Consider the following 26173-nt stretch of genomic DNA (forward strand, 5'->3'; position numbering starts at 1 on the left):
CCTACAGTAGAAGGTGATGGAATCGATGAGCTTGCCCCTGCGCCCCGAGCTGGCGGGCATCGAGCCCTACGGCGCCCCGCAGCTGGACGTCGCCCACCGGCTCAACGTCAACGAGAATCCCTATCCGCCCTCGGACGCGATGATCGCCGACATCACCGAGGCCGTTCGTGAGGCCGCGGCCTCGCTCAACCGGTACGCGGATCGCGATTGCGTAGGTCTGCGCGAGGATCTCGCCGCCTATCTGCGCGCCGAGTCACGCGTTGAGGTCGAGTGGGAGCGCGTGTGGGCGGCGAACGGGTCAAACGAAATCATGACCCAGCTGTTGCAGGCCTTCGGTGGTGCTGGGCGGTGTGCGCTGACGGCGGTGCCGTCGTATTCGATGTATCCCGAATACGCCCGCGATACCGGCACGGACTTTGTCACCGTCGCGCGCCGCGACGATTTTGCCCTCGATATCGACGCGATGATCGCGGCGATCGAGCGCCACACGCCGGCGATCATCTTCCTCGCCTCGCCCAATAATCCAACGGGGACCGCGCTGGAGGTAGAACAGGCCCGCGCCATCATCGAGGCCGCGGCGGCCAACGGACCGGACGGGACCAGCGGCATCGTCATCATCGATGAGGCCTATGGCGAGTTCCGCCGCGATGGCACTCCCAGCGCGTTGGAGCTACTGGCCGACTACGACTCCCTCGTCGTCACACGGACGATGTCGAAGGCCTTCGGCATGGCGGGGCTGCGACTTGGGTACTGCGTCGCCGCACGCGAAATCATCGACGCCGTCATGGTCGTGCGCCTGCCCTACCATCTGTCCGGATTGACCCAGGTCGCCGCTCGAGCCGCGCTGCGTCACGCCGATGAGCAGCTGGCTCAAGTCGGGGAGCTGCGTGATCGGCGCGACCGACTTGCGCAGTGGTTGCGCGGGCAGGGCTTTCACTGCCCCGAATCGGATGCCAACTTCTGCCTCTTTGGGCCTGTTGCCGATCGGCACCGCCTGTTTGAGCAACTGCTTGAGCGCGGCGTTCTCGTTCGCGAGGTCGGCCCCGAGGGGTACGTGAGAGTAAGCGTCGGCACGGCCGACGACGACCGGGCCTTTCGAGTAGCCCTTGAGGAGGTAGACCGATGAGCCGCCATGCTCACGTGGAGCGCGCAACCCAGGAGTCCCAGATCAGCCTCGATCTCGAGATCGACGGCAGCGGGAAAACCGACATTGACACCGGGGTTCCCTTCTACGATCACATGCTCACGGCCCTGGGCAAGCACGCGCTGTTCGATCTTCGAATCCGGTGCAGCGGCGATATCGACGTCGATGTCCACCACAGTGTTGAGGACACGGCCATATGTCTCGGGTGGGCGTTGAAAGAGGCGCTGGGCGACAAGTCGGGCATCACCCGGTTTGGCGATGCAACGGTGCCGCTGGACGAGGCGCTGGCCCGCGCGGTCGTCGACGTTGCCGGGCGTCCCTACTGCGTTCACACGGGCGAACCTGAGGCCCAGGTTTTCCACCTCATCGGCGGCCACTACACGGGATCGATGACGCGCCACGTTTTTGAATCGCTGGCGGCGAACTCGGGCTTGTGCCTGCACGTCGATCTCATCCGCGGTCGCGACCCTCACCACATCGTCGAGGCGCAGTTCAAGGCTCTGGCGCGCGCACTGCGGCAGGCCTGCCAGCCCGATCCGCGCGTGAGCGGGATTCCCTCGACGAAGGGGGCGCTGTGAGCATCGAGGAACCCGAGGACGCCGATATTGACTTCGACGCCGAACTTGAGCAGCTGATCCGCGAGGAAAAGGTCCGAGCGCGCCCCGGAGGGGTCGCCGTCGTCCTGACGCCCGTGCGTGAGGCCGACGATCTCGCTGCCCTGCTGGGGCTAGGCGGCATCGATGCGGAGGTCATGGCGACGAGCTCGGGCACGCTCGTGTGGTTCCGTCTGGGCGAGAGCGAGTACGACGAATTCGACGCGTTGCTGGGCGATGATCGTCCCGTCCCCGACGAGGTCGACGCGATGGCGCGCAAGATTTCGGCGATCGTCGCGCCCTCGGTCGTCGTCATGGTGTCGTGGCTGGAGGAAGGTGACGTCGAGCCGGGCGTGTCCGGGCAGATCACGGCCAGGCGCTACGCACACGGAGAACCCGGCGACGCGCTGCCCGCCGGCCTGCTGCTGTCATCGGGCGCCCCCGAGATCGAGGATTTGCTGTTGGGCCGCGTCACCCCCGATGACCTCGAGACTCACGATCACGCGCGTTCTCACTCCAAACTGCAGGCGATGAAGCATCTGGGGCGCATCATGCGCAGGAGGGGGCGCGCGTGAGTCCGCAGGTCGTTGTTCTCGATTACGGATCGGGAAATGTTCGCTCGGCGTGCCGAGCACTGGAGAAGGCCGGCGCGCGCGTGCGCTTGAGCGACGATCGCGATGCCGCCAGGCACGCCGACGGTCTCGTCGTCCCCGGTGTGGGGGCGTTCGACGCCGTCGCTCGGGCGCTGCGCGAGACCCAAGCCGATGACCTCATTCGCGAGAGAATTGCCGCCGATGCCGCGGTGTTTGGCATCTGCGTCGGCATGCAGGTGCTCTTTAGCCAGGGTCTTGAGGGGGGAGCCGCGAGCGATGGACTCGGGGTGTTTTCCGGCGACGTCTCGGCGCTGCATGCCCCGATCGTTCCCCACATGGGGTGGTCGCCGATCGAGGCCGGCGAGGGCACGCGAGTGTTTCGCGGAGTCGAGGGCGAACTGTTCTACTTCGTTCACTCCTACGCGGCCCACGCGGTCCCCGCATCTCATCCGGACGCCGTCGTCACGTGGGCCGAGCACGGCGAGCGCTTTGTTGCCGCGATCGAATGCGGCGCCGTGAGCGCCACCCAGTTCCATCCCGAAAAGTCGGGAGAGGCCGGCCGAGTGGTGCTGGCGAATTGGCTGGATACCCTGTAAGACCCTTATCCCTGGAGAACACTGTGCTTGAGATTTTGCCCGCGGTCGATGTCGTCAACGGTCAGGCCGTGCGCCTGGTACAGGGCGAGGCCGGAACTGAGACCGGCTACGGCCACCCGCTGGAGGTTGCCCGCGACTTCGCTGCGGCGGGTGCGACGTGGCTCCACCTCGTCGACCTCGACGCGGCATTCGGGCGCGGATCGAACGCCGAGCTGCTCGGTGACATCGTTCGCGAGGTTGACATGCGGGTGGAGCTGTCGGGCGGTATCCGCGATGACGATAGCCTCGCGCGTGCGCTCGACGCCGGAGCTACGCGAGTTAACCTCGGCACCGCGGCGCTGGAAGACCCCGAATGGACGGCGCGCGTCATCGGTGAGCACGGGGAGCGGATCGCCGTCGGCCTCGACGTGCGCGGGCACACGCTGGCCGCGCGCGGGTGGACCCGCGAGGGGGGCGACCTCTTCGAGGTACTCGAGCGGCTGGAACAGGCGGCTGCAAACGCTACGTCGTTACCGACGTGACGAAGGACGGCACGATGAGCGGCGTGAACGTCGAGCTGCTGCGCGAGGTGTGCGGCCACACGTCCGCCCCGGTGGTGGCCTCGGGTGGGGTCTCGACGCTGGACGATTTGCGCGCCCTGCGTGACCTCGTTGACGTCGGCGTCGAGGGTGCGATCGTCGGTAAAGCCCTGTACGCCGGCGCCTTCACCCTTGAGGAGGCCCTGGCCGTCGGGGAGGGACGGTGATCTCCGAGGCGCAGCGCGAGAAGCTGGCGCAGCGTCTGCTGAAACCGCGCTCGCGCGATACCGGAGCAGCTGATCCTCGCCTGCTGGAGGCGCTGGCACGTCCCGCACTGAGCGAGCGGCTCGTCGGCGTCGTCGAGGCGCTGGCCGATGCGCGGGTGATCGTCCCGCTCTATCCCCACGCCCGTCCCGACACCCTGGAGCAGGCCCGTGAGGAATCCGCCGCGCTCGACGACGCTGGCGTGACGACTGTTGCCCTGGATGCGACCCGACAGGCCATGGCGGTATTCAGCTCGGTCGACGCGCTGGCGGCCTACGACCCGCAAGCGCGCCCGGCACCTCTCAGCGTTCGTCGGGCGTGCCTCATGGCGGTTGCCGGTCCGGCTCGGCTCCTCCTCGACGGCTCCCTGGCGATTCCTCGCCCGGCGGTTGCGGCGTTGGCGCAAGGCGACACGTGGCTACCGGCGTGGGCGGATACCGAGCTGGGGCGCCTTATCGACGATGCCCTGGCGGATCTCGGGATTTCCGGAGTGCGGCTTGAGCCGGCTGAACTCGCGCGCGACCGCATCATCGTGCCGATAGCGGCGGGAACCGAGGACGTGCGCGCGCGCCTGACCGAGGCGACGCGCCGGCTCGGTTCGCTCGAGCGCCTCATCGTCGCCACGGACACGATCGAGGTAGCTCCCGTCCGCGCCGCTGGGCGTCGTGATGGTGAGCACACGCGCGACACCCGCGCGTGACAGGCCCACGCCGGGATGCTACCGTTGGGGCAGAACCTCAGTGGTTCTCCCCAAGACATGGGCAAGTGGAGTTTCTCCCACCTGGGATCCGACGCGGATCCGGGTAGTGCATCGGTAACACCGATTGAGAGCCTCCGCGCGCCTGGCGTACGGAGGCTTTTTCGTGCGCGCAACTCGAGAAGGAGCATCTCATCAGCGCTGAACCGCGTATCAACGATCGCATCCGTGTTCCCGAGGTCCGTCTCGTCGGGCCCGACGGCGAACAGGTGGGTGTCGTTAAGGTCGAGAACGCTCTTCGGCTGGCTCGCGAAGCCAACCTTGACCTCGTCGAGGTGGCCCCGCAGGCGCGCCCGCCGGTTGCGAAGCTCATGGATTACGGCAAGTACAAGTACGAGGCCGCGCAAAAGGCCCGCAATGCGCGTCGTAATCAGGCGAACTCGCAGCTGAAGGAGATTCGGTTCCGCCTGAAGATCGACGACCATGACTTTGAGACCAAGAAGGGTCACGTCGTGCGCTTCCTCAATGGCGGCGACAAGGTCAAGGTCATGATCATGTTCCGCGGACGCGAGCAGTCTCGCCCGGAAATGGGTGTGCGCTTGCTGCAGCGGTTGGCTGACGACGTATCGGAGCTGGCTACCGTCGAGTCGATGCCGCGCCAGGACGGGCGCAACATGACGATGGTCTTGGCGCCGACGAAGAAGAAGCAGCAGACGAAGTCGGATCAGCGTCGCAATCGCGAGGCGGCGAAGGGTCGCAAGCCCAATCGCCAGCAGCTGAAGGACGAGCGCAAGGCTCGCCGTGCCGCCGAGGCCGAGGCGCGCTCAGACGAGGACTGACCACTGATGCACCCCGTGTCCCACTGGTCGCGGGGAAGAGTGCTGGCGCGAGCCAGCTGAGTGAGGAAATAGAACAATGCCGAAGATGAAGACGCACTCCGGTGCCAAGAAGCGTTTCCGCACGCACCACCGGTTCGGGCAAGATCATGCGCGAGCGCGCGGGCAAGCGTCACCTGCTCGAGCACAAGAGCTCGCGCGTGACCCGGCGCCTGTCGAAGGACCAGGTTCTCGCCCCCGCCGACGTCAAGCAGGCCAAGAAGCTGCTCGGCAAGTAGCTAAACGCAGGCTGTAAGGAGAAAAGCAGATGGCACGTGTGAAGAGGGCGATTAACGCCAAGAAGAAGCGTCGCGACGTTCTGGCTCAGGCGTCGGGCTACCGCGGACAGCGCTCGCGGCTGTACCGCAAGGCCAAGGAACAGGTCACGCACTCGGGCGTGTACGCGTTCAACGACCGCCGCAAGCGCAAGAACGACTTCCGCAAGCTGTGGATTCAGCGCATCAACGCTGCTGCTCGCGCCGAGGGCATGACGTACAACCGCTTCATCCAGGGGCTGCGCCTGGCGGGTATTGAGATCGACCGCCGGATGCTTGCCGACCTGGCTGTGCGTGACGCCAACGCGTTCGCCGAGCTGGTCAAGGCCGCGAAAGCCGCGCTGCCGGCCGACGTCAACGCGCCCGCCGCGTCCTAGTTCTTCGTGAACTCTTCCGCCCGCCCGGCCCGCCTCGACGACCCGAACGCCCGCAGTGTGCGTAAGGTCGCGGGGCTGGCCGGGCGGGTGCGTCGTACCAAGACGGGCTTGACGCTCGTTGAAGGACCCCAGGCCGCCCGCGAGGCGGTGGCATGGGTACCGGAGGCGATCAAGGACCTCTACGTCACCGATCGCTGCGCCGCGGATCACGCTGACATCGTTGCCGACGCGCGAGCGGCGGGGGTGTGGATCCACCCGGTAAGCGAGACCGTCGCACGTGCGATCGCGCCCGCGGCTCAAGGCATCGTCGCGGTCGCTCGCACCGAGGCGATGATGACGTCGCTGCCGGTTGCGCTTGAGGCAGCCTCGCCATTCCTCGTGATTCTGCCGCGCACCCAAGATCCGGGCAATGCGGGAACGATCGTTCGCCTGGCCGACGCCGCGGGTGCTCACGCCGTCATCGCGTGCACGGGCACCGTTGACCTCACCTCGCCCAAAGTCATTCGTGCGTCGGTGGGGTCGGTGTTTCACGTGCCGCTCGTCCAGGACGTCAGTCTGGAGGAGGTTTCCGCAGCGTGTAAGAGCGCCGGCATTCGGCTCGTCGGTGCCGACGGACACGCCGAGGCCGGTCTCGACGATGTCATTGACGAGACCGGTCGAATCGGCTGGGTTTTCGGCAACGAGGCGCAGGGGCTGAGCGCGGCCGAGATCGCCCATCTGGACGCGACGGCGCGGCTTGGCATGTGGGGGCACGCCGAGTCCTACAACGTCGCCTCGGCCGCTGCCATTTGCCTGTATGCGACCGCGTGCGCTCGTCAGGAGCATCGTGGACGCTAGTGAATTGGGAGAGGACGGCGTTCTCGCCCTCATCTCCGACGTTCTCACATCCGCGCCGACGACGATCGTGGGTCCCGGCGATGACTGCGCCGTTCTCGAGGTCACCGGCCCCGTCGTCGCGACGACCGACGTGCTCGTCGAGGGTGAACATTTCGTCCAGGACTGGTCGAGTCCGTACGACATCGGGGAACGCGCGGCTGCGCAGAACCTTGCCGACGTCGCCGCGATGGGCGCTCACCCGAGCGCTTTGGTCGTCGGCATGGCGCTTCCCGGCCACGCCGCGGGGGAGTGGGTGCGCGAATGCGCACGTGGCCTTGCCGATCGCGCCCGGGCAATAGGTGCGGGGATCGAGGGTGGTGACCTGACGCGGTCGCGTGGCGGGATCGTCATCTCGGTGACGGCGCTGGGCGATCTGCGCGGACGCACGCCGGTGCTGCGCAGCGGCGCCCGCGTGGGCGACGCCATCGTCATTGCCGGCACGCTCGGGATGTCGCGGACCGGCTTCGAACTCTACGATGCCGGCCGGATGACACCGACGGGCCTAGCCGAGGAGGCGACGAGCGAGAAACCCGTGCGCGAGCTCGCCGAGGCATGCGCCGCGGTGTTTCGCGCCCCAAATCCGCCGTTGCACACAGCCATTGGAGCGGCGGCCCGCCTCCACGCGATGATGGACGTTTCGGACGGACTGGCGCGCGACTGCCAACGCATCGCGAGAGCATCGGGCGTCTCGATGTGTCTCGATTCGACGCTGTTGGCCCCTGATTGTCAACGCGTGGCACCCCTGGACGAGCTGTGCCGTTCCACCGCGTGGTCTCGGGTGCTGCGTGGGGGAGAGGACCACGCGTTCGTTGCGACGTGCGCTCCGGATGCTATTCCCACCGGATTCCGGATCATTGGCTCGGTGGAGTCGGCCTCGGGCATCGACGTGTCCGTGGATTCGCAACCGCTGACGGGGCCGCTGGGGTGGGAATCCCTCGCGTAAACCCGGGACTTTTGTCTCATGCGGGCTTAGGCTGTCATCAGACCCAGATCGGGTCGACGTGAGGCACGAGCGAGGGAGCTCGGGCAAGGAAGGACGGTCATGGCTCGGATCGAGGAAGACCTGCTCGGTACCAAAGAAATTCCCGATGACGCCTACTACGGCATCCATACGGCGCGGGCCATCGAGAATTTCTCGTTGTCGGGGACCCGGATACGCGACGTTCCTCATTTCGTTCGAGCGATGGCGCAGGTGAAGAAGGCTTCGGCGTTAGCAAACGGCGACTGCCACGTCCTGCCCAGTGACGTCGTCGACGCGATCGTGTGGGCGTGCGATGCGATCATCGAGCATGACCGCTGCATCGACCAGTTTCCCGAGGATGTCTTTCAGGGCGGCGCCGGAACCTCGGTGAACATGAACGCTAACGAGGTCATCGCCAACCTCGCGCTGGAGCACCTTGGCTATCCCAAGGGCAGCTACCACATCATCCATCCCAACGACGACGTCAATAAGTCACAGTCGACGAACGACGCCTATCCGACGGGGTTTCGCTTGGCGACGTACGCGCTCGTCGAGGAGTTGAAGACCGTGCTCGCCGATCTCGTCGACGCGTTCCTCGATAAGGGCCACGAGTTTGCCGACATCATCAAGATGGGACGTACCCAGCTCCAAGATGCCGTACCCATGACGCTGGGGCAGGAGTTTTGCGGCTGGGGCCGCAACCTGCGCGAAGACTTGAAGACGATCGACAACGCACAAAACCTCTTGCTCGAGGTCAATCTTGGTGGGACAGCCATCGGCACCGGGTTGAACACACCCGACGGCTATCCCGAGGTGGCGGCCGCGCGACTGGCCGAGGTAACGGGCTATCCCATCACCCGGGCCGAGGACTTGGTCGAGGCGACCCCCGATAACGGCGCCTACGTTATGGTTCACGCGACGCTCAAGCGCTTGGCGATGAAACTGTCCAAGACGTGCAACGATCTGCGCCTGCTGGCGTCAGGGCCGCGGTGCGGGCTCAACGAGATCAACCTGCCACAGCTGCAAGCGGGATCCTCGATCATGCCGGCGAAGGTCAATCCCGTCATCCCCGAGGTCGTCAATCAAGTGTGTTTCAAGGTCATCGGTAACGACGTGACGGTGACGATGGCCGCCGAAGCCGGGCAGCTCGAACTCAACGTCATGGAGCCGGCGCTAGCCGAGGCCATGTTCGAGTCGATCACGCTACTGCGCAACGCCTGTGACACGCTGCGCAGCAAGTGCATCGTCGGGATCAGCGCTAATCCCGAGCGCTGCCGCGACTACGTCGAGAACTCCATCGGGGTCGTCACGTATTTCAACGACGTGTTGGGACACGGAATCGGCGACACGATCGGCAAGGAGAGCGCCCGGACGGGAACGAGCGTGCGCGAACTCATCATCGAGCGCGGTCTCCTCGATGCCACAGAGGTCGATGCGATCCTCTCGCCCGACAATCTCATGAATCCGACCTACCACGGGCGCACGTTCGCCCCGGGGGAGACGGCCATCCCGATCCGAGCGGCCCGCGGCTAACTATGGCCGGGTCGGCGGTACCCGATGGGGAGCCGCCGACCCGGAGAGGTGTGCAGATACACAAACCGCCGCATGATCTCATGCGGCGGTCTCGAGAGTCAGCAGGTTAGGCGCTACGCTGAACCTTGTCCGACTTGATGCACTTCGTGCACACGTTCAGGCGCTTCGGCGCGCCCTTGACGATGGCGCGCACACGCTGAATGTTCGGGTTGAAACGGCGGTTCGTGCGGCGGTGAGAGTGCGAAACGCTCTTCCCAAAGCCCGGGCCCTTACCGCAGACGTCACACTTGGCAGCCACGATCGGCCTCCTCGATAATCCTCATGTCCTCATTTGTGTCGCGCAGGCACAGGCCCGCGCATGGCAACTGTGCCACCCTACCGCGACCGCGTGCGCCTCACAAAACGTGATCGCGTAAGTGTGCGAGGACTCACCAGGCGCGCCACTTAGACTAGGACGTGAGAAAAAGGAGGCGCGCGATGGATGCCACGACCACCGATGTTGTCACCGGTCGGGACATGACGGCCTGGCTGAATCGGCTCGCGCGTCACCTCGCGGCCGATCGAGAGATCCTCGACGCGATCGATCATGCCGGGGGCCTGGACGAGCAGGCGGGGACGTGCGCGGCGTTGGCCGCGGCTGCCGCCGCACGCGCTGCGGCCGACGTTCGTGAAGACTCGGACGCCTCGTGGGTCCTGGATGCTGCCGCCAGCGCGGCGCTTGCCCACGCCCAGGGTGCCGGCGGCATCGTTCTCGCCCACTTGTTGGCGTCGATGGCCGCCGCCGTTGACGCTCCGACGTTGCGGCCGATCGAGGTGGGGCAGGCCGTCTGCACCCTCGCTCGCACGTTGCCGGATTGCGTGGTGGGCGAGGGGCGTGCAGGAGGCGTGCTCGAGCTGGCTGCCCGCGCGATCCTCGATGACGTGGATCTCGAGGCCACGGAACTCGAGTGCGCGACACTGGTTCAGCAGGCGTGGATCGCGACCCAGGGGTCGCTGATCGACGCCGATGGACACGTCGTCGATGCGCTGGGAGCGATCGTCGTCCTCGCCTTTGCCGCTCTGGCCCACAGCGAGTCCACGGATGCGTTGGGAGTCGTCCACCATATGCTCGAGGATCTGGCGGCGGGCATGCCGTCGGGCGTGCGCGGGCGCGGGCGGTTGCGCGTCGATTTCACCCTCGATACGGATGCCGAGGGGGCACGTCGCCTGCGCGAGACCATCGCGGGCACGGGCAGCAGCGGCGTCATGACGGGGCGGGCTGACGTGTTCGGCTTCGCTACCTGGGTCGTGTCGGCTCGCACTGATCGTCCATTCGACCTCATTCCGCCGGCGGCAGGGCGCGTCGAGGTCTACACCCCGACCCCGCTTGATCTCGTCGAACCTCGCGATAACTCGTCCGTGCTGTTGCTTGAGCGCAGGCCGAGCGGCGAGATGCGTCGCCCCGCGGTCATCGCCGTGACGGGGGCGCGTGGGATCGTCGAAGAACTCGCTCACGCCGGCGTACACGTGTGTTTCAGCACGGGTGTGTGGGAGGGCGACCTCGCCGCTATTGTCGCCCGGCTCGATCAGCCCGTTACCGTCATCGCCGCGTCCACGCCTCAGGGTGATGCTCGTGCCCGACGCGTGCCCGATGATGCGGCCCGCGACGGTGGCGTGGTCATCTGCGCCCCGACGTCGAATGACCTGGAGGTTCTCCACGTCTCAAGTGAGGCCGCGACGAAGGTCGGTGCGCATCTGGGGGTCGGCGATCTCGCCCAGCTTCAACGTGCCCGCATCATGCAGGCGCTTGAGGCCCTGCAGACGATCGATCTCGACGAGACGCTCTCGCTCGACGGCATCGTCACCGACCACGATCGCCAGGTCCTCGTCCTCGTCGGCAAGGAGGGGCCGGGGCGCGCGCAGGTGGTCGCCGATCTCGATGAGATCTCGCCGAGTCTGCGCGTCGACCTCATGCAGGGCGATCAGCCCGGCCCGACGGTTATCGGAGTGATGACGCGGTGAGCGACTTCCTCGCGCAAGATTTGGAGCGCGTGTGCGGAGCGCGCGCCGCCACGGCGCTGGCGAAGCTTGGCCTAGTGAGCGTTAAGGATCTGCTCTTTCATTTTCCGCGCCGCTACGAGACGTTCGCCGAGCTCACACCGATGACGGATCTGAGCGAGGGCGAGGAAGCCTCGCTCGTGGCCGAGGTCGTCGATCAGCGCGTGAGCCAGTCTCATCGCAATCGACGGCTGTGGATCCTCACCGTCACCCTCACCGACGGGGTGACGGAGGTGTCCGCGACGTTTTTCGCCCGCTCGTCGGGAATGCTCAGGGGACACCAGGAGCGCCTGAGCGTCGGTACTCGCGTCCTGTGTTCGGGAAAAATCGCCCGCTACCGTGACCGTTGGCAGCTGTCGCACCCGGCCTATCAGGTGCTTGAAGACCGCGGCGAAGTGGGCACGGCCGAGCAGGCCCGCGAACTCGCGGCAACGCCGACCCCCATCTACCCGAGGGGGCAGGGCGTCGCGACGTGGACGATCGAGGCGGCGCTGCGTCCCATCCTCGACACGCTGAGTCCTGCCGACATCGACGAGACCATTCCCGACGATATTCGCGCTCGCGATGGCATGCCCGGCATCATCGAGGCCCTCAACGCCATTCACCGCCCCGCCAGGATCGGTGACGATCGGCCCGCGCGCCGTCGCTTCGCCTACGAGGAGGCCCTCGTCCTTCAGGTCGCGCTTGCGCGGGCGCGCCTCGCGGCTGAGGCGATCCCGGCGACCCGCTGCCCCCCGCGCGAGGGAGGTATTCACGACGCGATCCTCGCTGCCCTCCCGTTCGATCTCACCGACGCCCAAGTTCGTGCCGGTAGAGAACTCGACCGCCGGCTCGATTCCGAGCGAGCGATGAACGTTCTCCTCCAGGGTGACGTCGGTGCCGGCAAGACCCTCGTCGCGCTGCTGGCCATTGCCCGGGCATTGGACGCCGGCGCCCAGGCGGCGCTGTTGGCGCCGACAGAGGTCCTGGCCTATCAGCACTTTCGGACGATCACCCACATGCTCGGCCCGCTGGCTACCAGCGCGAGCGGTGGCGTCGCGATTGAACTTCTCACCGGTTCCTCGCGTACTCCCCACCGCCGCCAGGTCCTCGCGACACTGGCGTCGGGAACGCCGGCTCTCGTCGTCGGCACGCACGCCCTGCTCAGTGACAACGTCCAGCTGCCGGGCCTTGCGCTCGCGGTGATCGACGAGCAGCATCGTTTCGGCGTCAACCAACGCGACCGGCTACGAAGCGATACCCCGGCGCATCCGCACATGCTCGTCATGACGGCAACCCCCATCCCGCGTACCGTCGCCATGACGGTGTTCGGCGATCTCGACACTGTCGTGCTCGACCAGGTGCCGGCACGTCGCGTGGGCGTCGATACCTTTCTTGTGTCCACTGCCAGGCGCGCCTGGGTTGAGCGCGCGTGGCAGCGAGCGAGGGAGGAAATCGCTGCGGGCGGGCGCGTCTTCGTCGTGTGTCCGCGCATCGACGAGGCAGAGGGCGAGAAGGCACGCGCGTCGGTCGAGTCGGTCGCCCGAACGTTGCGGGCTACGCCGGCCCTTGCGGGCGTCGCCATCGGCGAGCTCCACGGGCGCATGAACAGCGCCGACAAAGACCGGATCATGGGCGATTTTGCCGCGGGCCGCCTCGATCTCATCGTCTCGACGACGGTCATCGAGGTGGGGGTGGATGTGCCCGAAGCGACGATGATGATTGTCTGCGACGCCGAGTCCTTTGGCCTCTCCCAACTCCACCAATTGCGCGGGCGGATCGGGCGAGGATCAAAGGCCGGCGTGTGCCTCGCGCTGACATCGGCTGCCCCGAATACGACGGCGATGCGTCGTCTCGAGGCGTTCGCCTCGACGACGGACGGTTTTCTGCTTGCCCAAGAGGACCTCGAGTTGCGTTCGGAGGGCGATATCCTTGGCGACACCCAGTCGGGGAGGCGCTCGGGACTGCGGCTGTTGTCGGTCAGGCGCGACGCAGACCTCATCTCGCGGGCTCGTGATGACGCTCGCGCGCTGCTCGAGGCTGATCCGACGCTGGAGAGCGTGCCGGGTCTCGTTGCGGCCCTCGACGACGTCGATCCGAGTAAACGCGCCTATTTGGAACGCAGCTAGGGGAAGTGATGCCACGAATCATCGCGGGCTCCGCAAAAGGATGCCGCCTTGCCGTGCCCGCTCAGGGAACGCGTCCTACCGCCGATCGCGTGCGCGAGGCCGTGTTCTCACGGCTGACGTCTCTGGGGGCGATTGAGCGTGCTCGCGTCCTCGACCTGTATGCGGGCTCGGGTGCGCTCGGTCTCGAGGCGCTATCGCGCGGTGCCCTCCACGCCGATCTCGTCGAGCGCGCGGCCGCAGCCGCGAAGGTGTGTCGCGACAACATCGCCGCGACCGGGCTGCCGGCTCGGCTCCACCGTGCCAGCGTCATGACGTTTCTCGAGGAGACTCGTTCCGAATGGGATCTCGTCTTCGCCGATCCGCCTTACGACCTGTCTGGGGCCGATCTCGACGCCGTGCTCACCCGGCTCGCCTCACACGTGAGCGGTGACGCCGTCGTCGTCGTCGAACGGGCTCGTCGCGATGGTTGCCCGGCTCCGCAGGCGTGGCCCGGGGCGTGGAGGGGATACAAATACGGCGAGACGACCGTGTGGCTGAGCGATCTCGCGGCCAGTGCGGCCTAGCCTAAAGACATGAGCGCCGTCATCGTCCCCGGATCCTTTGATCCGCCCACGCTGGGGCATTGCGCAGTGATCGAGCGTTGCTTGGCATTCGCCGATCGTGTCGTCGTTGCCGTGGCGACGAATGCGGGCAAGACGCCGCTGTTCAGCGCGTCCGAACGCGTCGACCTGCTGCGTGCCAGCTTGACCGAGCACCCGCGCGTGGAGATCGTCGCGTGGAGCGGCCTCGTCGCCGATCTCGCCAGGCGTGAGGGCGCTCAGATCGTCAAGGGCGTGCGTGGGGCGCTGGACGCGGAAAACGAGATCACGCAGGCCCGCCTCAACGCCGACCTCGGCGGCGTCGAGACATTGCTGTTGCCCGCTCAGCCCCAATGGGCACACGTCTCCTCCTCGGCTGTGCGCGAAATCGCGCGGTGCGGCGGAGACGTGAGACCATTCGTATCCGTGGCGGTCGCGCAGGCGCTCGCCACCCGACTAGATGAAGGACACCGTCATGAGCACTGACGCACCCGCGAACGAACCGGCCTACGCGCCCTCGGAAGTCATCGAGATCCTTGACCAGGTCGCCGCGATGGTCGGCGAAGCCCGCACGGTTCCCCTGACGGCGAATGTCGTCGTCAATCAGGCCCAGATCCTCGAGCTCATCGAAAACGCGCGCGAAGCCCTGCCCGATGACGTCGTGCGCGCCGATCGGATCGTCGCCGACGCCTCCGTTGTCCTCGATCGTGCCGATGCCGAGGCCGCGCAGGCAATGGGTGATGCCGAGAGCTATTCGTCGAAGCTGCGCGAGGATGCCGACGCGTATGCCCAGTCGGTGCGCGCCGATGCCGACGCCTACGCCGACGAGCAGCGTCGCCAGGGCGATGAAGCCGCGGCCCAGATCACCGAGCAGGCCAAGGAACACGGCACTACGCTCGTCGAGAAGGCCAAGGCTCAGGGACGCCAGATCATTGAGGAAGCCCGCGCGAAGGCCAATGATCTCGTCAACGAGCACAACGTCTATCGCGAGGCCGTGGCCCGCGGTGAGCAAACGCTGAGCGCCGCGCGCGCGAAAGCCCAGCAGCTCAGCGCCGAATCCAACGACTACGTCGCCGAGCAGCTGGGCAAGCTCGAGGAACTCGCCCACCACATCGCGACGCAGGCGCGGTCGGGACGCGACAAGGTGGGGCGCCGGTGAGCCAGCTGTGCCTCGACCTGCGTGAGCTTCCCCAACGCAGTGGCGCGACGTTGCAGCGCCACGTGACGTACACCGTCGGCGAGGAGTGGACCACGCCGGTCGCTCACATCACGCCGGGGGTCGAGTTGGACATGGACATCTCGCTTCAGGCGATCGATCAGGGCGTGCTCGCGCACGTGCGCACGCGGGTGCCGGCCGAAGCCGAGTGCGTGCGTTGCCTAGACCGGGTCGACCTCACGAGGGACGTCGACCTCTACCAGGTGTTCTATCTGCCCGACGAACGCGACAAGCTCGTCGCTGACGGAGACGAGGATGCCGCCTACGAGCCCGTTATCGAGGGCGACGCCATCGACCTGACCCCGGTGCTGCGCGACGCGACTGTCGGGCAGCTGCCCCTGCAACCCCTGTGTTCTGAGGATTGCCTGGGCCTGTGCTCGACCTGTGGCGAGCCGCTGCGCGATCTCGAGGACGATCACCATCACGACGTCGTCGACCCCCGCTGGTCTGCGCTGGCTGGTCTGCTCGGCGAGGTAAAGGAGACGACATGACGGCGCGTGCGGCACGCGACCAGCTCCTCACGGCGTGGGGAATCGACATCGATCCCGAGATGCTGATCCTCGCGCTCACCCACCGCTCCTTTGCCAACGAACGCGGCAAGATCCCGACGAACGAACGCTTGGAATTTCTCGGCGATGCGGTCTTGCAGCTCATTGTGACCGAGCGACTTTATCTCGCGCACCCTGACCATCCCGAGGGACATCTGGCCAAGATGCGCGCGGCCACGGTGTCGCAGACCCCGCTGGCGCTCGTGGCCCGCTCGATCAACCTCGGCGACTATCTCCTGCTGGGTCGCGGCGAGGAAAAGACGGGCGGACGCGACAAAGACTCCATCCTCTCCGACACGATGGAGGCGCTCATCGGCGCGACCTACCTGTGCCACGGCCTGGAGCCAACCCGCGCCATTGTCGAGCATCACCTCGCCGATCTGCTCGCCACCGCTCTTGAGCGCGGGTGAGCATGGACTGGAAGACGCGCGTCAATGTCATCGCCCAGCACCTCGAACTAGGGCCCATCCTCTACGACGTCACGGGGACGGGGCCGGACCACTGCCGCGAATTCACCGCCCGGTTGCTCATCGACGGAAAGCTGTGGGGCAGTGGCGAGGGGCGTTCCAAGAAGGTCGCCGAGAGCCATGCCGCGGAAGCCGCGGTTGATGCGCTATCGCGCGCCTACGACATCTCGGGTGCCCACAGCCTCGACGACGTCGTCATCACCCCGCCTCATGCCTGAGCTTCCCGAGGTCGAAGTTGTTCGGCGCGGGCTCGTCGACCACGCCCGCGGGCATGTAATTACCCGCGTGGAGGTCCACGACGAGCGGATCTTTCGCCGCTCCCGTCACGTCGCGGCCCCGCTGAGCCAGGCGTGTGGGCGACGCATTGACGAGGTCGCTCGACGCGGCAAATACCTGTGGCTCGTCCTTGACGATGGCCTGGCCGTTGTCATCCACCTGGGGATGTCGGGGCAGATCCTCGCCAATGACGCTCGTGTGCGCATGAGTTTGCCCCGCCATACCCGCCTCAGCCTGCACCTTGACGAGTACACGCGACTCGACTTCGTCGACCAGAGGATTTTTGGCAGCTGCTGGATCAGCGAACTCGTCCCTACGACAGACGGGCACCCGGGTGGAACCGGAACCGATCTGCCAGCGCTGCCGCGCCCGCTGGCCCACATCGCCCGCGACCCGCTGGACCCCTCACTCGCGGTAGAGGACGTCACCCGCACCATGCGCGCATCGCGACGCTGCATCAAAGCGGTCCTTCTCGACCAGTCGGTTTTGTCCGGGATCGGCAACATTTACGCCGACGAGACCCTCCACGCGGCGCGCGTCCACCCGCTGCGGCGCGCCAACGCCGCGACACTGGCGCAGCTCAGAGACATCGTTGCCAGCTCGCGCGACGTCATGATGGCGGCGCTCGCGGCCGGCGGCACGTCGTTCGATTCCCTCTACGTCGACGTCGCCGGGCACCCCGGCTATTTTCAGCGCGAGCTCGCCGTGTATGGGCGAACCGGGCAGCCATGCAGGACGTGCGAGACGCCGATTGAGCGCATGGAAGTCGCAGGGCGCGGCACGCACGTGTGCCCGGCGTGCCAGATCCCACCGCGGCGGCCCAGGCGAGCGCGCTGATCCGGTTACCATAGCCCTATGAGCGCGACACTGGACAACACGACTCCCGCGTCGGTGCGGGTCATGATCATCGATGACCACGAGATCGTTCGCCGCGGCATCGCGGAGATCGTCGATCGCACCGACGGCCTCGAAGTCGTTGCTGAGGCGGGTTCCGTCGCCGATGCCCTCCGCCGGGCTCAACTCGTGCGCCCCGATGTCGTTCTCGTCGACCTACAGCTTCCCGACGGGACGGGGATTGAGGTCATGCAGAAGATGCGTCACGACGTTCCCGAGGCTCGCCCGATCGTGTTGACGTCCTTCGACGACGACGGCGCCCTATCCGAGGCGCTGGCCGCCGGGGCGCGGGCGTTTGTCCTCAAGACGGTTCGCGGTGCCGAGATCACCGACGTTATCAAGGCGGTCGCGGATGGTCGCGTCCTCCTCGACGAGCGCACGGTAACGCGTCGGCGCGCCGATCACGAGGACCCGACCGCCGATCTGACCCCGTCTGAGCGCCGCGTGCTCGCCCTGATCGGCGACGGCCTCTCAAACCGCGAGATCGGTGAGCGCCTGGGGGTGGCCGAGAAGACGGTGAAGAACCACATCACGTCGCTGCTGTCGAAGATGGGACTCCAGCGGCGCACGCAGGTGGCGGCGTGGGTCGCGGGGCAGCGCTCGGTTGCCTGGCGGGAGAACGAAAAGAAGTAGCCGCTATCCCAGGGGAACTCGCCATTCGATGGCGACGCCGCCCTCGGGGGATGACCCCGTCGCGAAATAGCCGCCGTGGCGGCGCGCGCGTGACGCCAGGTTGTCCAGTCCCGAACGTCGTGTTTGGGCGGGATCGAGGCCGCGCCCGTCGTCGTGAACAGACACGACGATGAGCCCGCCCGGTCCCGAACCAACGAGCGCGATGCCGACGCGCACGGATGACGCGTGCGCGTGGCGGGCCGCGTTAGACAGCGCCTCGCGCACGACGGCGACGACGTCATCGGCGCGGTCGGCTCCCAGACGGGCATCGAAGATGTCCGCGACGTCGTCAACCTCGGCGTCACTGAGCGGCTGGCCGTCGAGGGAAAACACAAGGGACGGGGCAAATCCCAGGGCGTTGCGTGCCAGCGAGGTCTCGCGGCGCAGCCGCTCGACAAAGATCACGGTCGGATCGGGATCGCGCAGGTTGTGGACGATCGAGCGGATCTGCTTGACCGAATCGTCGACGCTGGCAAGCGCCTGATCGAGCGCCTGAACCTGGTAATCCGGCGAGAGGGTCTCGCCACAGGCAATGCGCTCGCGAATGCGGCTGAGCACCATTCCCGTCGCGAACAGCTGCTGGATCGCGAGATCGTGCAGGTCCTCGCCGATCCGGGTGCGCTCGTCAAGCAGCGTCGCGACGTCCTCGGCGTGGCGCGCCGAGGCCAGCTCCAGCGCGAGGGCCGCCTGAGATGCGACGGCCTCGGCGAGGGAGAGGGACTCACGGGAAAACTCTTCGCGCCCCGGCAAGCGCAGCAATAGGAGGACCCCCGAGGACTTGCCGCGCGCGAGCAGCGGGGCATAGAGGGCGGGACCGAATTGCGCGAGAGGCCGCACGCGCATGGTGCTCGCTCGACACATCGAATCGACGAGGAGGCCCTGTCCCTCGCGCAGCACCGTCATCGCGCGGCCCTTGGGCGGAAAAACCGTGCCCACCAGTCCCTCGCTCAACGCGCCATCGGCAAATTCGCACGCCCAGGTCTCGCCCACGCTTGGCAGGATCATCAGCGCCGTATCGGCATCAGCCACCTGCCGGATCTCCTCGGTGATGAGGGCGAGCGCATCCTCTTCCTCGGCGCCTTCCAGCAGCGTCGTCGTCACTCGCTGCGACACCCGTGTCCACCGTTCCGCGTCGCGCGCCTGGGCATAGAGCTGGGAATTCTCGACGGCAACGGCGGCAATCGCGCCGAGGAACCGTAGGTCGTCGAGATCCTCATCGCTGTAGCCGCCCGGCTTATCGCACAGGTACAGGCGGCCAAATACCTGCTCGTGAATGCGCAGCGGGGCACCGAGGAACGATGTCATCGGTGGGTGATGCTCGGGAAACCCCGTGAACTGCTCCGACGTCGACAAATCGTCGATGATAATTCCATCGTCAACGGGAATCTGGCCGATGATGCCGCGGCCCACGGGTGGGTGACCGATGCGACGCGCCAGGTTCTCGTCGATGCCGTGGTAGTAAAACGCCGCCGTCTCCCCGCGGTTATCGAGAACGGACAGGGCGCCGTAGGGCGAGTCGGAGATGTCACAGGCCACATCGACGAACGACTGGAGGACACCGTCGAGATCGAGGGTGCCGACGAGAGAGAGCAGGGCGCCGAGCGGTAGGCGCTTGTGCGAGGACGTGGTCACAGAGACTCCTGAGCGAGGGCATCGGCGTAGGCCGCGTGCGTGCGAGCGAGATCGGCATGGGCGCCGCGAGCAATGATACGAGCGCCGTGCGAGGTCGGGCCGACGACGAGGATCTCGTCAGCCGCACCCAAGCCGGAGAGCCGGTGGGTAACGACGATGACTCCGCGCTCCCCAGAGTGCGCCGGTACCAGCAGGTCGGCGATGAGGGAATCGGCGAGCTCGGGATCGAGATGCTCCCCGGGCTCGTCGACGAGCATGAGCGGGGCCGGACTGGCCAGCGCCCGGCCCAACAACAGCCGGCGCCGCTCTCCACCCGAGATCGTTCGCGCTCCCGCGGTCACCGGCTCGTCCAGCCCGCGAGCGAGCCCATTCACCCAGGTGCCCAGGCCAGCTTGCTCGATGACAGCGAGGGCATCGGTTTGCGTGAGATCGCCGCGGGCAACACGCAGATTTTCGATGACCGAGGTATCGAAGATGTGCGCGTCCTCCGTGGTCAGTGAGATGCTGGCCGCGGCACGGGCACGTTCGAGTCGCCACACGTCGTGACCGCCGAGCGTGAGCGTGCCCGCGTGAGGGGGAATCATGCCGGCAAGTGTGTAGAGCAGGGTCGTCTTGCCGATGCCGGATGGCCCGACGATTCCCAGGGCACGCCCGGGTTCGAGACTCAGGGTGATCCCGCTGAGAAGTGTCGGCCCGCCGGGCCAGCCGACGGCGAGATCGCGTGCCTCGAGGCGAGGAGCCGCCTCGTCGACGTGGATGCGCTCGACGACGACGTCATCGCCGCGGTCGAGGAGATCCCCGATGCGCTCCGCCGCCTCGGCAGCGCGAATGAGAGCGATCGCGGCCGGCCCCAACTGGGCGGTAGCCTCGAACGTTGCCAGGGGAGTGAGGGCAAGGACGGCGAGGGCGACGTGCGAGACGTCGTGACCGCCGACGCCGACGATGCCGAACCACGTGGCCGCGATGAGGGCGCACATGAGGGCAGCGACGTCGACGGCCCCGGCCCATCCCGCGGGCCACGCCGCGCGATTCGTTGCCCGCGCCAGCACGTCTTCGTCGCGGTCTAGGTCGTCGAACGCCTGGTGCAGGCGTCCATCGATGCTCAGTTCGTCGGCGTGATCGAGAATGCGCATGCTCGTCGCCGACACCTCGGTGCGAGCGAGGCGACGCGCCGCCTCGCTCAGACGCGCCGAGCGCATGACGAGCAGCGGAGCAATGACGCCGGAGATGACGAGGCAGACGAACAACACCAGTCCCGAGGCGGGATCGATGAGGGCGATCCCCGCGCTCGTCGTCACGGCGATGATCGCGGCGAGGGCAAACGGCAACAGCGATTTGACGACCATGTCACCGATAGCGTCGACATCGGTGCCCACGCGCTCGAGCAGGTCACCGCGGCGCAGGCTCCACACGGCGGCACCATCGCGCGCGGCGAGTCCCGAATAAATGGCGGTGCGCAGCCTCGACATCCCGCTCAGTGCGACGTGGTGGGATGCCAGGCGCTCGAGATAGCGCAGAAGCGCCTTGGAAATTCCGAAGAACCGCACGGCGACGACGGCGGTGTTGAGGTGGAGGACCGGCGGCATTTGGGAAGCGCGCGCGATAAGCCACGCCGACGTGGCACCGAGCGCGACCGATGCACCCAGCCCGGCAGCACCGAGGACGCACGCGAGCGCGAAGCGACGCCAGTCGACTCCGAGAAGGGGAACGATGCGGCGCAGACTTGCGCGCTCACGTCGGCTCAACCCGATGGACATCAGTAACGCACCTCCGTCGCAAATTCGCCCAGCAGTGTCGGCAGCTCGATGTCGCTGGCGCTCGCGGGTTCGACGCCCTGATCGGCGTGGTGCCGCGATTCCTCGGCGGTGAACGGCTGCGAGTGGACGTGAAGAACGACGTCGGCCCTGGCGATCAACGCCGGGCGGTGGGCGATCGCGATGACCGTGCGCCCCTGGGCCAGCAGCTCGTCAATGGCCGCAAGCACGTGGGTCTCCAGCGTCGCATCCAGGTGGGCGGTCGGTTCATCGAGGACGACGATCGGCTCGTCCGACAGGATCACCCGCGTGAGCGCCAGGCGCTGCCGTTGGCCGACGGACAGGCCGACGCCGCCCGCGCCCACCGGCGACTCCCACCCCTCTGCGCGTTCGGCGACGACCTCGTCGAAGCCGGACGCGTGCGCTGCGGCAGCAAGGCCAGACCCATCCGCACCCTCGGGCGCAACGTTGTCGCGCAGAGATCCCGGGAAGATAACGGGGGACTGGGGCAGCCACGTCACCTGCGAATACCACGCGGTGCGGTCGATATCGCGAACATCGATTCCGCCGACTCGCACGGCACCGCGGTCGGGAGCCAGCCGAGCCAACGCGACCATGAGGGCCGTCGTCTTTCCCGCCCCTGATTCCCCGGCGAGGACACACAGACTCCCGCGCGGAACCCGCCCACTCAGCCCAGCCGGGGCCCACGCGCCGCGGGCAGCGACCCACACGTCGTCAAACACGATCTCCGCATCGCCTGCTGGCAGCGGCCGGGATCCCTCGGGCACCGAAACCTCGGTATCGAGAACGTCAAAAGTGGCGTTCGCCGCGGCAACCCCATTCGCAGAGGCATGGAACTGTTTGCCGACTTCGCGAATGGGTTGGTATACCTCGGGAGCCAACATGATGAGGATGAGACCGGTATGCAGGTCGATCATGCCGTACACCAGGCGCATTCCCACCTCGACGGCGACCAGGGCCACCGAGAGGGTTGCGATGAACTCGAGGACTGCGCCCGATAGGAAGGCGATCCGCAGCGTCGCCATCGTCGTCGACACGTAGACCCGCCCGATTGAGGTGATTTCGCGTTCGGGGCCCTTCTCGCGACCGAGCGCCTTCAGAGTGGGCAAACCGGCGATGAGATCGAGAAGCTGCCGCCCCTGACGCTGCATCGCGGCCAGGCGTCGATCCGAATACGTCTGCGTGAGGCGACCGATAAGGATCATGAACAGGGGAATGAGGGGGATCGTGATGACGGCGACGAGTGCCGATATCCAGTCGAGGACGACCATGACGACGAGCGCCAGCGGGGTCACGGTGACGGCAAGCATGAGCTGGGGCAGGTAATCGACGAAATAGGGTTCGAGGTCGTCGAGCCCGCGCGTCGCCAGCGTCGCCGTGTCAGCACCTTTTGCCGCCATCCATCGGGGTCCGAGTCGCGACGCGTGCGAGAGCAGTCGCCTGCGTAGCTGGCGCGTCGCCGCCTGTGCCGCCTTATGTGCTTGCGTCTGGCGGATCAGCGTGAGTAAGACTCGCACGACACCGATCTCGGCGAGCATCCACAGCCCCCCCACGACATCGCTAAGCCCCGCGCCATCGGCAATGACAGGTGAGATGACGCTCGAGATCGTTATCGACTGGGCGATGATCGCACCGGCTTGCACGATCCCCAGCACGGCCGTGAGGACAATCCACGTTCGGGCGGCCGACGCGTAGTGCATCAGTCGCGGATCGAGAGGTTTCACAGGGACATGACCCCCAGGTGCGACGAAAGTATCGCGATTATCCTACCCGCCGCTTTCGCCTGCGGCCGGGCGAAAAGCGACGGGGCCGCACCCTGAAAAGGATGCGGCCCCGCGCGATAGTGATGCTTAGGCGGACAAGAACGTCGCGCCCTCGCGAATGCGCTTCCACGGCAAGCCGGCATTCGGACCCAACTTGTCGAGTTCGACGATCATCGGCATGCGCGAATACGACCACGCCGTGTAGGCGAGGACCACCGGAACCATGACGACCGAGACGCACAGCATGAGCGTCAGGGTCGATCCCGTTGCCGCCGCCTGCGGCAGTGACAGCGAGTAGGCCGGGTGAATCGACGACTTCATCGCGTAGGGCGCCATCGACGAGAACACCCAGGCGACAGCAAAGGCGATCGCTACCGAGTGGGCGAGGAAGGCGCCAAAAGCGCGGCCCGAATGCGACATCGCGACCGACGCGATGAGCGACAGGGCACAGATGACGAGCGGAATCCACGCCAGCACCTGAGTCGAGTAGGCGAACTGTCCCCACAGCGCAAAGACCGCGGTGACGACAGTGGCGGCAAGTCCGAACGGCTTGACCAGGCGTGCGGCGCGATCGTGAACGGGGCCGTCGGTGCGCACACGCAGCCACAGCAGACCCTGGGTCGCGAACACGAGGGCGAGCATGATCCCGCCGAGGATCGTGAACGGGGTCAGCAGCGACAAGAAACCGTTGTCAGCCAGTCCACCGGTGCCGGTGAGGTAGTGAACGGAGGTTGCCATGTTGATGTCGGCCGCCGTCATCGAATCGGTGACGGGGACCGCCTGCGTCTGGTTGGCGCGCTCAACGACCTCGATGCGCATGCCCTGGACGAGATTGCCGAAGGCGCACCCGAACAGGATCGGCACGAGGATCGTCGCGCCCGTCTGCAACTTGTCCCAGCGGGCGCGCCACTGCGTCGAGGCCACCTTCGAGCGCCACTCGATCGCGCAGATGCGCACGATGAGGCATAGCAGGATGACGAACAGGGCGAAGTACATGCCCGAGAACATCGTCGCGTACCAGTTGGGGAATGCCGCGAACGTCGCGCCACCGGCGGTGAGCAACCACACCTGGTTGCCGTCCCACACGGGACCGAACGTGCGCTGAACCTGAGTGCGTTCGGCATCGTTCTTGGCCACGAGATGCATGACCATGCCCGAACCGACTCCGAATCCCTCGAGAACGAGGTAGCCGGTCCACAACACACCGACGAGGACGAACCAAATGAGTTGGAGCCACGTGAGAGTCATGATGTTTCTCCTGTCTCCTCTCAGTACGCGAAGGAGAGGGCCTGATCGGTGGCCTTCCCCTCGGGAGTCGTCACGGGATGGGTCGTATGGATGCCCTCACGGACGTAGCGGCGCATGAGGAGGAACCACACGACGCCGAGCGCCAGATAGAGCAGGGTGAAGACGACCAAGGTGACGAGCACCTGGCCGGCGGGAACCACGGTCGACAGGCCGTCTTGGGTCCGCAAGAACACGTTGTTGGGATCCATGTTGAGCGGGTAGACGACGAAGGGCTGGCGGCCGAACTCGGCGAACAGCCAGCCGAACGTCGCGGCCAGGAACGGCATGGGCAGCGACAGCAGCGCCCACTTCGACAGGCCCTTCGAGGTCGAGACCTTGCCGCCGCGGGTGGCCAAGAATCCCCAGATGAGGAGGATGACCGAGAACGCCGCGAAGCCCATCATGAGGCGGAACGACCAGAAGGTCAGCATGATTGACGGAGCGATCGAGGGCACGTCGAAGGCCTGCGCATACAGGGCGTTGAGATCGTTGATGCCCGAGACCTCGCCACTAAACGAGTTCGTCGCCATGAACGAGTAGACCCCGGGGATCTCGCCGACATGGGTGATTTGGTCGCAGGTGGCATCGAGGGGACCGAATGCCGCAATCGTGAACGGCGCGTTCGGGCCCGAGTCACACAGGGCTTCAGCTGCCGCCATCTTCGCGGGCTGGTGCTCAAATACCTGCTGGCCGTGGATGTGGCCGGTCGCTCCGACCAGGACGATGCCGATCGCGAGGACAGCGAGGCCGAATTGCGCGATGGGACGCCACACGTTGCGCGCCTCGGCCTCTCCGCCCGAGCGCGCGGCCCGGACCATCCACCACAGAGCGACGCCGGCGACAAACGTGCCGGCGAGCATCCACGACGCCGTGACGACGTGGGTGAACTCCCACACGAACGCCGAGTTCGTCAGCACCTTGAAGAAGCCGGACACGCCGTCGAGCTCGGCGCGACCCGTTTCCGGATTGACGACCGCGCCAACCGGGTGCTGCATCCATGCGTTCGCCGCAAGAATGAAGGCGGCGGAGATGTTCACACCGGCAGCGGCAAGCCAGATGCACGCGGTGTGAGCCTTCGCCGAAATCCGTCCCCAACCGAAGATCCAGATGCCAAGGAACGTCGATTCGAGGAAGAACGCGATGAGCGCTTCGCACGCGAGCGGGGCGCCGAAAATATCGCCGACGTAGGAGGAGTACTGCGACCAGTTCATGCCGAACTGGAACTCCTGGACGATACCGGTGGCCACACCGAGCGCGAAGTTGATAAGGAAGAGTTTCCCGAAGAACCGTGTCGCCTTCAGCCAGTGATCCTTGCCCGAGCGATACCACATGGTTTGCAGGACCGCGACGAGTAGGGACATGCCGATGGTGAACGGAACGAGGATGAAGTGGTAGACGGTGGTAACGCCGAATTGCCACCGCGCCAACATGAGCGCATCGAGCGCTGCGGGGGCGACCGTCATGAGTTCGCCTTTCCGTTCGAGAATGGGACTGGACATAGAAAGCTGTCACCGACGGTGAAACCTGTGGTGACAACCCTGTCATCAAGCATACTAAAGTCCCCCCTGCCAATGTGATGAAGCTGGCATCCAGCTTGCGTCGCCCACTCGCGCCTACG

Annotated in this window: 26 protein-coding genes and 2 pseudogenes; 22 read left to right on the plus strand and 6 right to left on the minus strand. The window is 66.4% G+C overall.

Features of this window, described 5'->3' with window-relative positions; genetic code table 11:
- Positions 1 to 25: 25 nt before the first annotated feature.
- The 12 genes and pseudogenes from H8R18_RS03130 (at position 26) to aspA (ending at position 9302) form a co-directional block, all read left to right on the plus strand.
- The gene (locus tag H8R18_RS03130) at positions 26 to 1126 is read left to right on the plus strand and encodes a histidinol-phosphate transaminase (protein ID WP_191072334.1); all 1101 of its coding nucleotides are present in this window, start codon (positions 26 to 28) and stop codon (positions 1124 to 1126) included.
- On the plus strand, positions 1123 to 1722 hold the full coding sequence (gene hisB / locus H8R18_RS03135; RefSeq protein ID WP_191072333.1) for an imidazoleglycerol-phosphate dehydratase HisB: 600 nt from the start codon (positions 1123 to 1125) through the stop codon (positions 1720 to 1722). Before H8R18_RS03130 ends, hisB begins: the two co-directional genes overlap by 4 nt.
- Entirely contained in the window at positions 1719 to 2312 is a 594-nt protein-coding gene (locus H8R18_RS03140) for a hypothetical protein (protein ID WP_191072332.1), read from the plus strand. Before hisB ends, H8R18_RS03140 begins: the two co-directional genes overlap by 4 nt.
- Entirely contained in the window at positions 2309 to 2926 is a 618-nt protein-coding gene (gene hisH / locus H8R18_RS03145) for an imidazole glycerol phosphate synthase subunit HisH (protein WP_191072331.1), read from the plus strand. Before H8R18_RS03140 ends, hisH begins: the two co-directional genes overlap by 4 nt.
- A 23-nt stretch (positions 2927 to 2949) precedes the next feature.
- Positions 2950 to 3671: pseudogene (priA, locus tag H8R18_RS03150) on the plus strand (bifunctional 1-(5-phosphoribosyl)-5-((5-phosphoribosylamino)methylideneamino)imidazole-4-carboxamide isomerase/phosphoribosylanthranilate isomerase PriA).
- On the plus strand, positions 3668 to 4408 hold the full coding sequence (locus H8R18_RS03155; protein WP_191072329.1) for an SseB family protein: 741 nt from the start codon (positions 3668 to 3670) through the stop codon (positions 4406 to 4408). The pseudogene priA and the gene H8R18_RS03155 overlap by 4 nt, the downstream one beginning before the upstream one ends.
- 221 nt (positions 4409 to 4629) lie before the next feature.
- A complete protein-coding gene (gene infC / locus H8R18_RS03160; protein ID WP_265087407.1) occupies positions 4630 to 5244 on the plus strand; it encodes a translation initiation factor IF-3 in 615 nt (204 codons plus the stop codon).
- A gap of 76 nt (positions 5245 to 5320) precedes the next feature.
- Positions 5321 to 5519 (plus strand): annotated as a pseudogene (gene rpmI / locus H8R18_RS03165) (50S ribosomal protein L35).
- Between the two features lie 29 nt (positions 5520 to 5548).
- Positions 5549 to 5932 (plus strand): 50S ribosomal protein L20, encoded by a 384-nt coding sequence (gene rplT, locus H8R18_RS03170; protein WP_191072327.1) that lies wholly within the window; start codon positions 5549 to 5551, stop codon positions 5930 to 5932.
- A gap of 6 nt (positions 5933 to 5938) precedes the next feature.
- Complete coding sequence (locus H8R18_RS03175) at positions 5939 to 6769, plus strand: TrmH family RNA methyltransferase (protein ID WP_191072326.1); 831 nt, start codon at positions 5939 to 5941, stop codon at positions 6767 to 6769.
- Positions 6759 to 7751: a thiamine-phosphate kinase gene (gene thiL, locus H8R18_RS03180; RefSeq protein ID WP_227712863.1), complete on the plus strand. Its 993-nt coding sequence runs from the start codon at positions 6759 to 6761 to the stop codon at positions 7749 to 7751. Before H8R18_RS03175 ends, thiL begins: the two co-directional genes overlap by 11 nt.
- Before the next feature lie 99 nt (positions 7752 to 7850).
- The gene (gene aspA, locus H8R18_RS03185) at positions 7851 to 9302 is read left to right on the plus strand and encodes an aspartate ammonia-lyase (protein ID WP_191072324.1); all 1452 of its coding nucleotides are present in this window, start codon (positions 7851 to 7853) and stop codon (positions 9300 to 9302) included.
- 106 nt (positions 9303 to 9408) lie between these two features.
- On the opposite strand, the gene rpmB is transcribed toward aspA, so the two are convergent.
- Complete coding sequence (gene rpmB / locus H8R18_RS03190; RefSeq protein WP_191072323.1) at positions 9409 to 9600, minus strand: 50S ribosomal protein L28; 192 nt, start codon at positions 9598 to 9600, stop codon at positions 9409 to 9411.
- Positions 9601 to 9779: 179 nt separating this feature from the next.
- On the opposite strand from rpmB, the gene H8R18_RS03195 reads away from it, so the two are divergent.
- From H8R18_RS03195 to H8R18_RS03235, 10 genes are all read left to right on the plus strand, one after another.
- Positions 9780 to 11303 (plus strand): hypothetical protein, encoded by a 1524-nt coding sequence (locus H8R18_RS03195; RefSeq protein WP_191072322.1) that lies wholly within the window; start codon positions 9780 to 9782, stop codon positions 11301 to 11303.
- Positions 11300 to 13447 (plus strand): ATP-dependent DNA helicase RecG, encoded by a 2148-nt coding sequence (locus H8R18_RS03200; RefSeq protein ID WP_191072321.1) that lies wholly within the window; start codon positions 11300 to 11302, stop codon positions 13445 to 13447. Before H8R18_RS03195 ends, H8R18_RS03200 begins: the two co-directional genes overlap by 4 nt.
- An 8-nt stretch (positions 13448 to 13455) precedes the next feature.
- Positions 13456 to 14010, plus strand: coding sequence for an RsmD family RNA methyltransferase (locus H8R18_RS03205; RefSeq protein WP_191072320.1), 555 nt, complete (start codon positions 13456 to 13458; stop codon positions 14008 to 14010).
- 9 nt (positions 14011 to 14019) lie between these two features.
- Positions 14020 to 14511 carry a pantetheine-phosphate adenylyltransferase gene (gene coaD, locus H8R18_RS03210; protein WP_223875412.1) on the plus strand — a complete coding sequence of 164 codons (492 nt, stop codon included), beginning with the start codon at positions 14020 to 14022 and terminating at the stop codon, positions 14509 to 14511.
- Positions 14501 to 15184, plus strand: a complete 684-nt coding sequence (locus H8R18_RS03215; RefSeq protein WP_191072319.1) for a hypothetical protein — start codon at positions 14501 to 14503, stop codon at positions 15182 to 15184. Before coaD ends, H8R18_RS03215 begins: the two co-directional genes overlap by 11 nt.
- Entirely contained in the window at positions 15181 to 15732 is a 552-nt protein-coding gene (locus H8R18_RS03220) for a YceD family protein (protein ID WP_191072318.1), read from the plus strand. Before H8R18_RS03215 ends, H8R18_RS03220 begins: the two co-directional genes overlap by 4 nt.
- On the plus strand, positions 15729 to 16199 hold the full coding sequence (locus tag H8R18_RS09135; RefSeq protein ID WP_227712864.1) for a ribonuclease III family protein: 471 nt from the start codon (positions 15729 to 15731) through the stop codon (positions 16197 to 16199). The genes H8R18_RS03220 and H8R18_RS09135 overlap by 4 nt, the downstream gene beginning before the upstream one ends.
- 2 nt (positions 16200 to 16201) lie before the next feature.
- Positions 16202 to 16474 (plus strand): putative dsRNA-binding protein, encoded by a 273-nt coding sequence (locus tag H8R18_RS09140; RefSeq protein ID WP_227712865.1) that lies wholly within the window; start codon positions 16202 to 16204, stop codon positions 16472 to 16474.
- Positions 16467 to 17369, plus strand: coding sequence for a bifunctional DNA-formamidopyrimidine glycosylase/DNA-(apurinic or apyrimidinic site) lyase (gene mutM, locus H8R18_RS03230; protein WP_191072386.1), 903 nt, complete (start codon positions 16467 to 16469; stop codon positions 17367 to 17369). Before H8R18_RS09140 ends, mutM begins: the two co-directional genes overlap by 8 nt.
- A gap of 63 nt (positions 17370 to 17432) precedes the next feature.
- Positions 17433 to 18059, plus strand: coding sequence for a response regulator (locus tag H8R18_RS03235; RefSeq protein ID WP_191072385.1), 627 nt, complete (start codon positions 17433 to 17435; stop codon positions 18057 to 18059).
- A 3-nt stretch (positions 18060 to 18062) separates the two neighbouring features.
- On the opposite strand, the gene H8R18_RS03240 is transcribed toward H8R18_RS03235, so the two are convergent.
- The 5 genes from H8R18_RS03240 to H8R18_RS03260 all read right to left on the minus strand — a co-directional run bounded on the left by H8R18_RS03240 (position 18063) and on the right by H8R18_RS03260 (position 26018).
- The gene (locus H8R18_RS03240; RefSeq protein WP_191072316.1) at positions 18063 to 19730 is read right to left on the minus strand and encodes a sensor histidine kinase; all 1668 of its coding nucleotides are present in this window, start codon (positions 19728 to 19730) and stop codon (positions 18063 to 18065) included.
- Positions 19727 to 21487, minus strand: a complete 1761-nt coding sequence (cydC, locus tag H8R18_RS03245) for a thiol reductant ABC exporter subunit CydC (RefSeq protein ID WP_191072315.1) — start codon at positions 21485 to 21487, stop codon at positions 19727 to 19729. Before cydC ends, H8R18_RS03240 begins: the two co-directional genes overlap by 4 nt.
- A complete protein-coding gene (gene cydD / locus H8R18_RS03250) occupies positions 21487 to 23205 on the minus strand; it encodes a thiol reductant ABC exporter subunit CydD (protein WP_223875411.1) in 1719 nt (572 codons plus the stop codon). The genes cydC and cydD overlap by 1 nt, the downstream gene beginning before the upstream one ends.
- A gap of 150 nt (positions 23206 to 23355) precedes the next feature.
- Positions 23356 to 24516 carry a cytochrome d ubiquinol oxidase subunit II gene (cydB, locus tag H8R18_RS03255; protein WP_191072313.1) on the minus strand — a complete coding sequence of 387 codons (1161 nt, stop codon included), beginning with the start codon at positions 24514 to 24516 and terminating at the stop codon, positions 23356 to 23358.
- Between the two features lie 20 nt (positions 24517 to 24536).
- On the minus strand, positions 24537 to 26018 hold the full coding sequence (locus tag H8R18_RS03260; RefSeq protein ID WP_191072312.1) for a cytochrome ubiquinol oxidase subunit I: 1482 nt from the start codon (positions 26016 to 26018) through the stop codon (positions 24537 to 24539).
- Between the last annotated feature and the right edge of the window lie 155 nt (positions 26019 to 26173).

This window comes from Nanchangia anserum, assembly GCF_015240065.1.
In the GTDB taxonomy this organism is placed as follows: domain Bacteria; phylum Actinomycetota; class Actinomycetes; order Actinomycetales; family Actinomycetaceae; genus Nanchangia; species Nanchangia anserum.

Bases quoted from the DNA above. Each gene is read 5' to 3' on its own strand.
- H8R18_RS03130 (WP_191072334.1), top strand. From the start codon at position 26: ATGAGCTTGCCCCTGCGCCCCGAGCTGGCGGGCATCGAGCCCTACGGC.
- H8R18_RS03205 (WP_191072320.1), top strand. From the start codon at position 13,456: ATGCCACGAATCATCGCGGGCTCCGCAAAAGGATGCCGCCTTGCCGTG.
- cydC (WP_191072315.1), bottom strand. From the start codon at position 21,487: ATGTCCATCGGGTTGAGCCGACGTGAGCGCGCAAGTCTGCGCCGCATC.
- H8R18_RS03235 (WP_191072385.1), top strand. From the start codon at position 17,433: ATGATCATCGATGACCACGAGATCGTTCGCCGCGGCATCGCGGAGATC.
- cydD (WP_223875411.1), bottom strand. From the start codon at position 23,205: ATGCACTACGCGTCGGCCGCCCGAACGTGGATTGTCCTCACGGCCGTG.
- coaD (WP_223875412.1), top strand. From the start codon at position 14,020: ATGAGCGCCGTCATCGTCCCCGGATCCTTTGATCCGCCCACGCTGGGG.
- hisB (WP_191072333.1), top strand. From the start codon at position 1,123: ATGAGCCGCCATGCTCACGTGGAGCGCGCAACCCAGGAGTCCCAGATC.
- mutM (WP_191072386.1), top strand. From the start codon at position 16,467: ATGCCTGAGCTTCCCGAGGTCGAAGTTGTTCGGCGCGGGCTCGTCGAC.
- H8R18_RS03215 (WP_191072319.1), top strand. From the start codon at position 14,501: ATGAGCACTGACGCACCCGCGAACGAACCGGCCTACGCGCCCTCGGAA.
- H8R18_RS09140 (WP_227712865.1), top strand. From the start codon at position 16,202: ATGGACTGGAAGACGCGCGTCAATGTCATCGCCCAGCACCTCGAACTA.
- rplT (WP_191072327.1), top strand. From the start codon at position 5,549: ATGGCACGTGTGAAGAGGGCGATTAACGCCAAGAAGAAGCGTCGCGAC.
- cydB (WP_191072313.1), bottom strand. From the start codon at position 24,516: ATGACTCTCACGTGGCTCCAACTCATTTGGTTCGTCCTCGTCGGTGTG.
- H8R18_RS03195 (WP_191072322.1), top strand. From the start codon at position 9,780: ATGGATGCCACGACCACCGATGTTGTCACCGGTCGGGACATGACGGCC.
- aspA (WP_191072324.1), top strand. From the start codon at position 7,851: ATGGCTCGGATCGAGGAAGACCTGCTCGGTACCAAAGAAATTCCCGAT.
- H8R18_RS03260 (WP_191072312.1), bottom strand. From the start codon at position 26,018: ATGACGGTCGCCCCCGCAGCGCTCGATGCGCTCATGTTGGCGCGGTGG.
- H8R18_RS09135 (WP_227712864.1), top strand. From the start codon at position 15,729: ATGACGGCGCGTGCGGCACGCGACCAGCTCCTCACGGCGTGGGGAATC.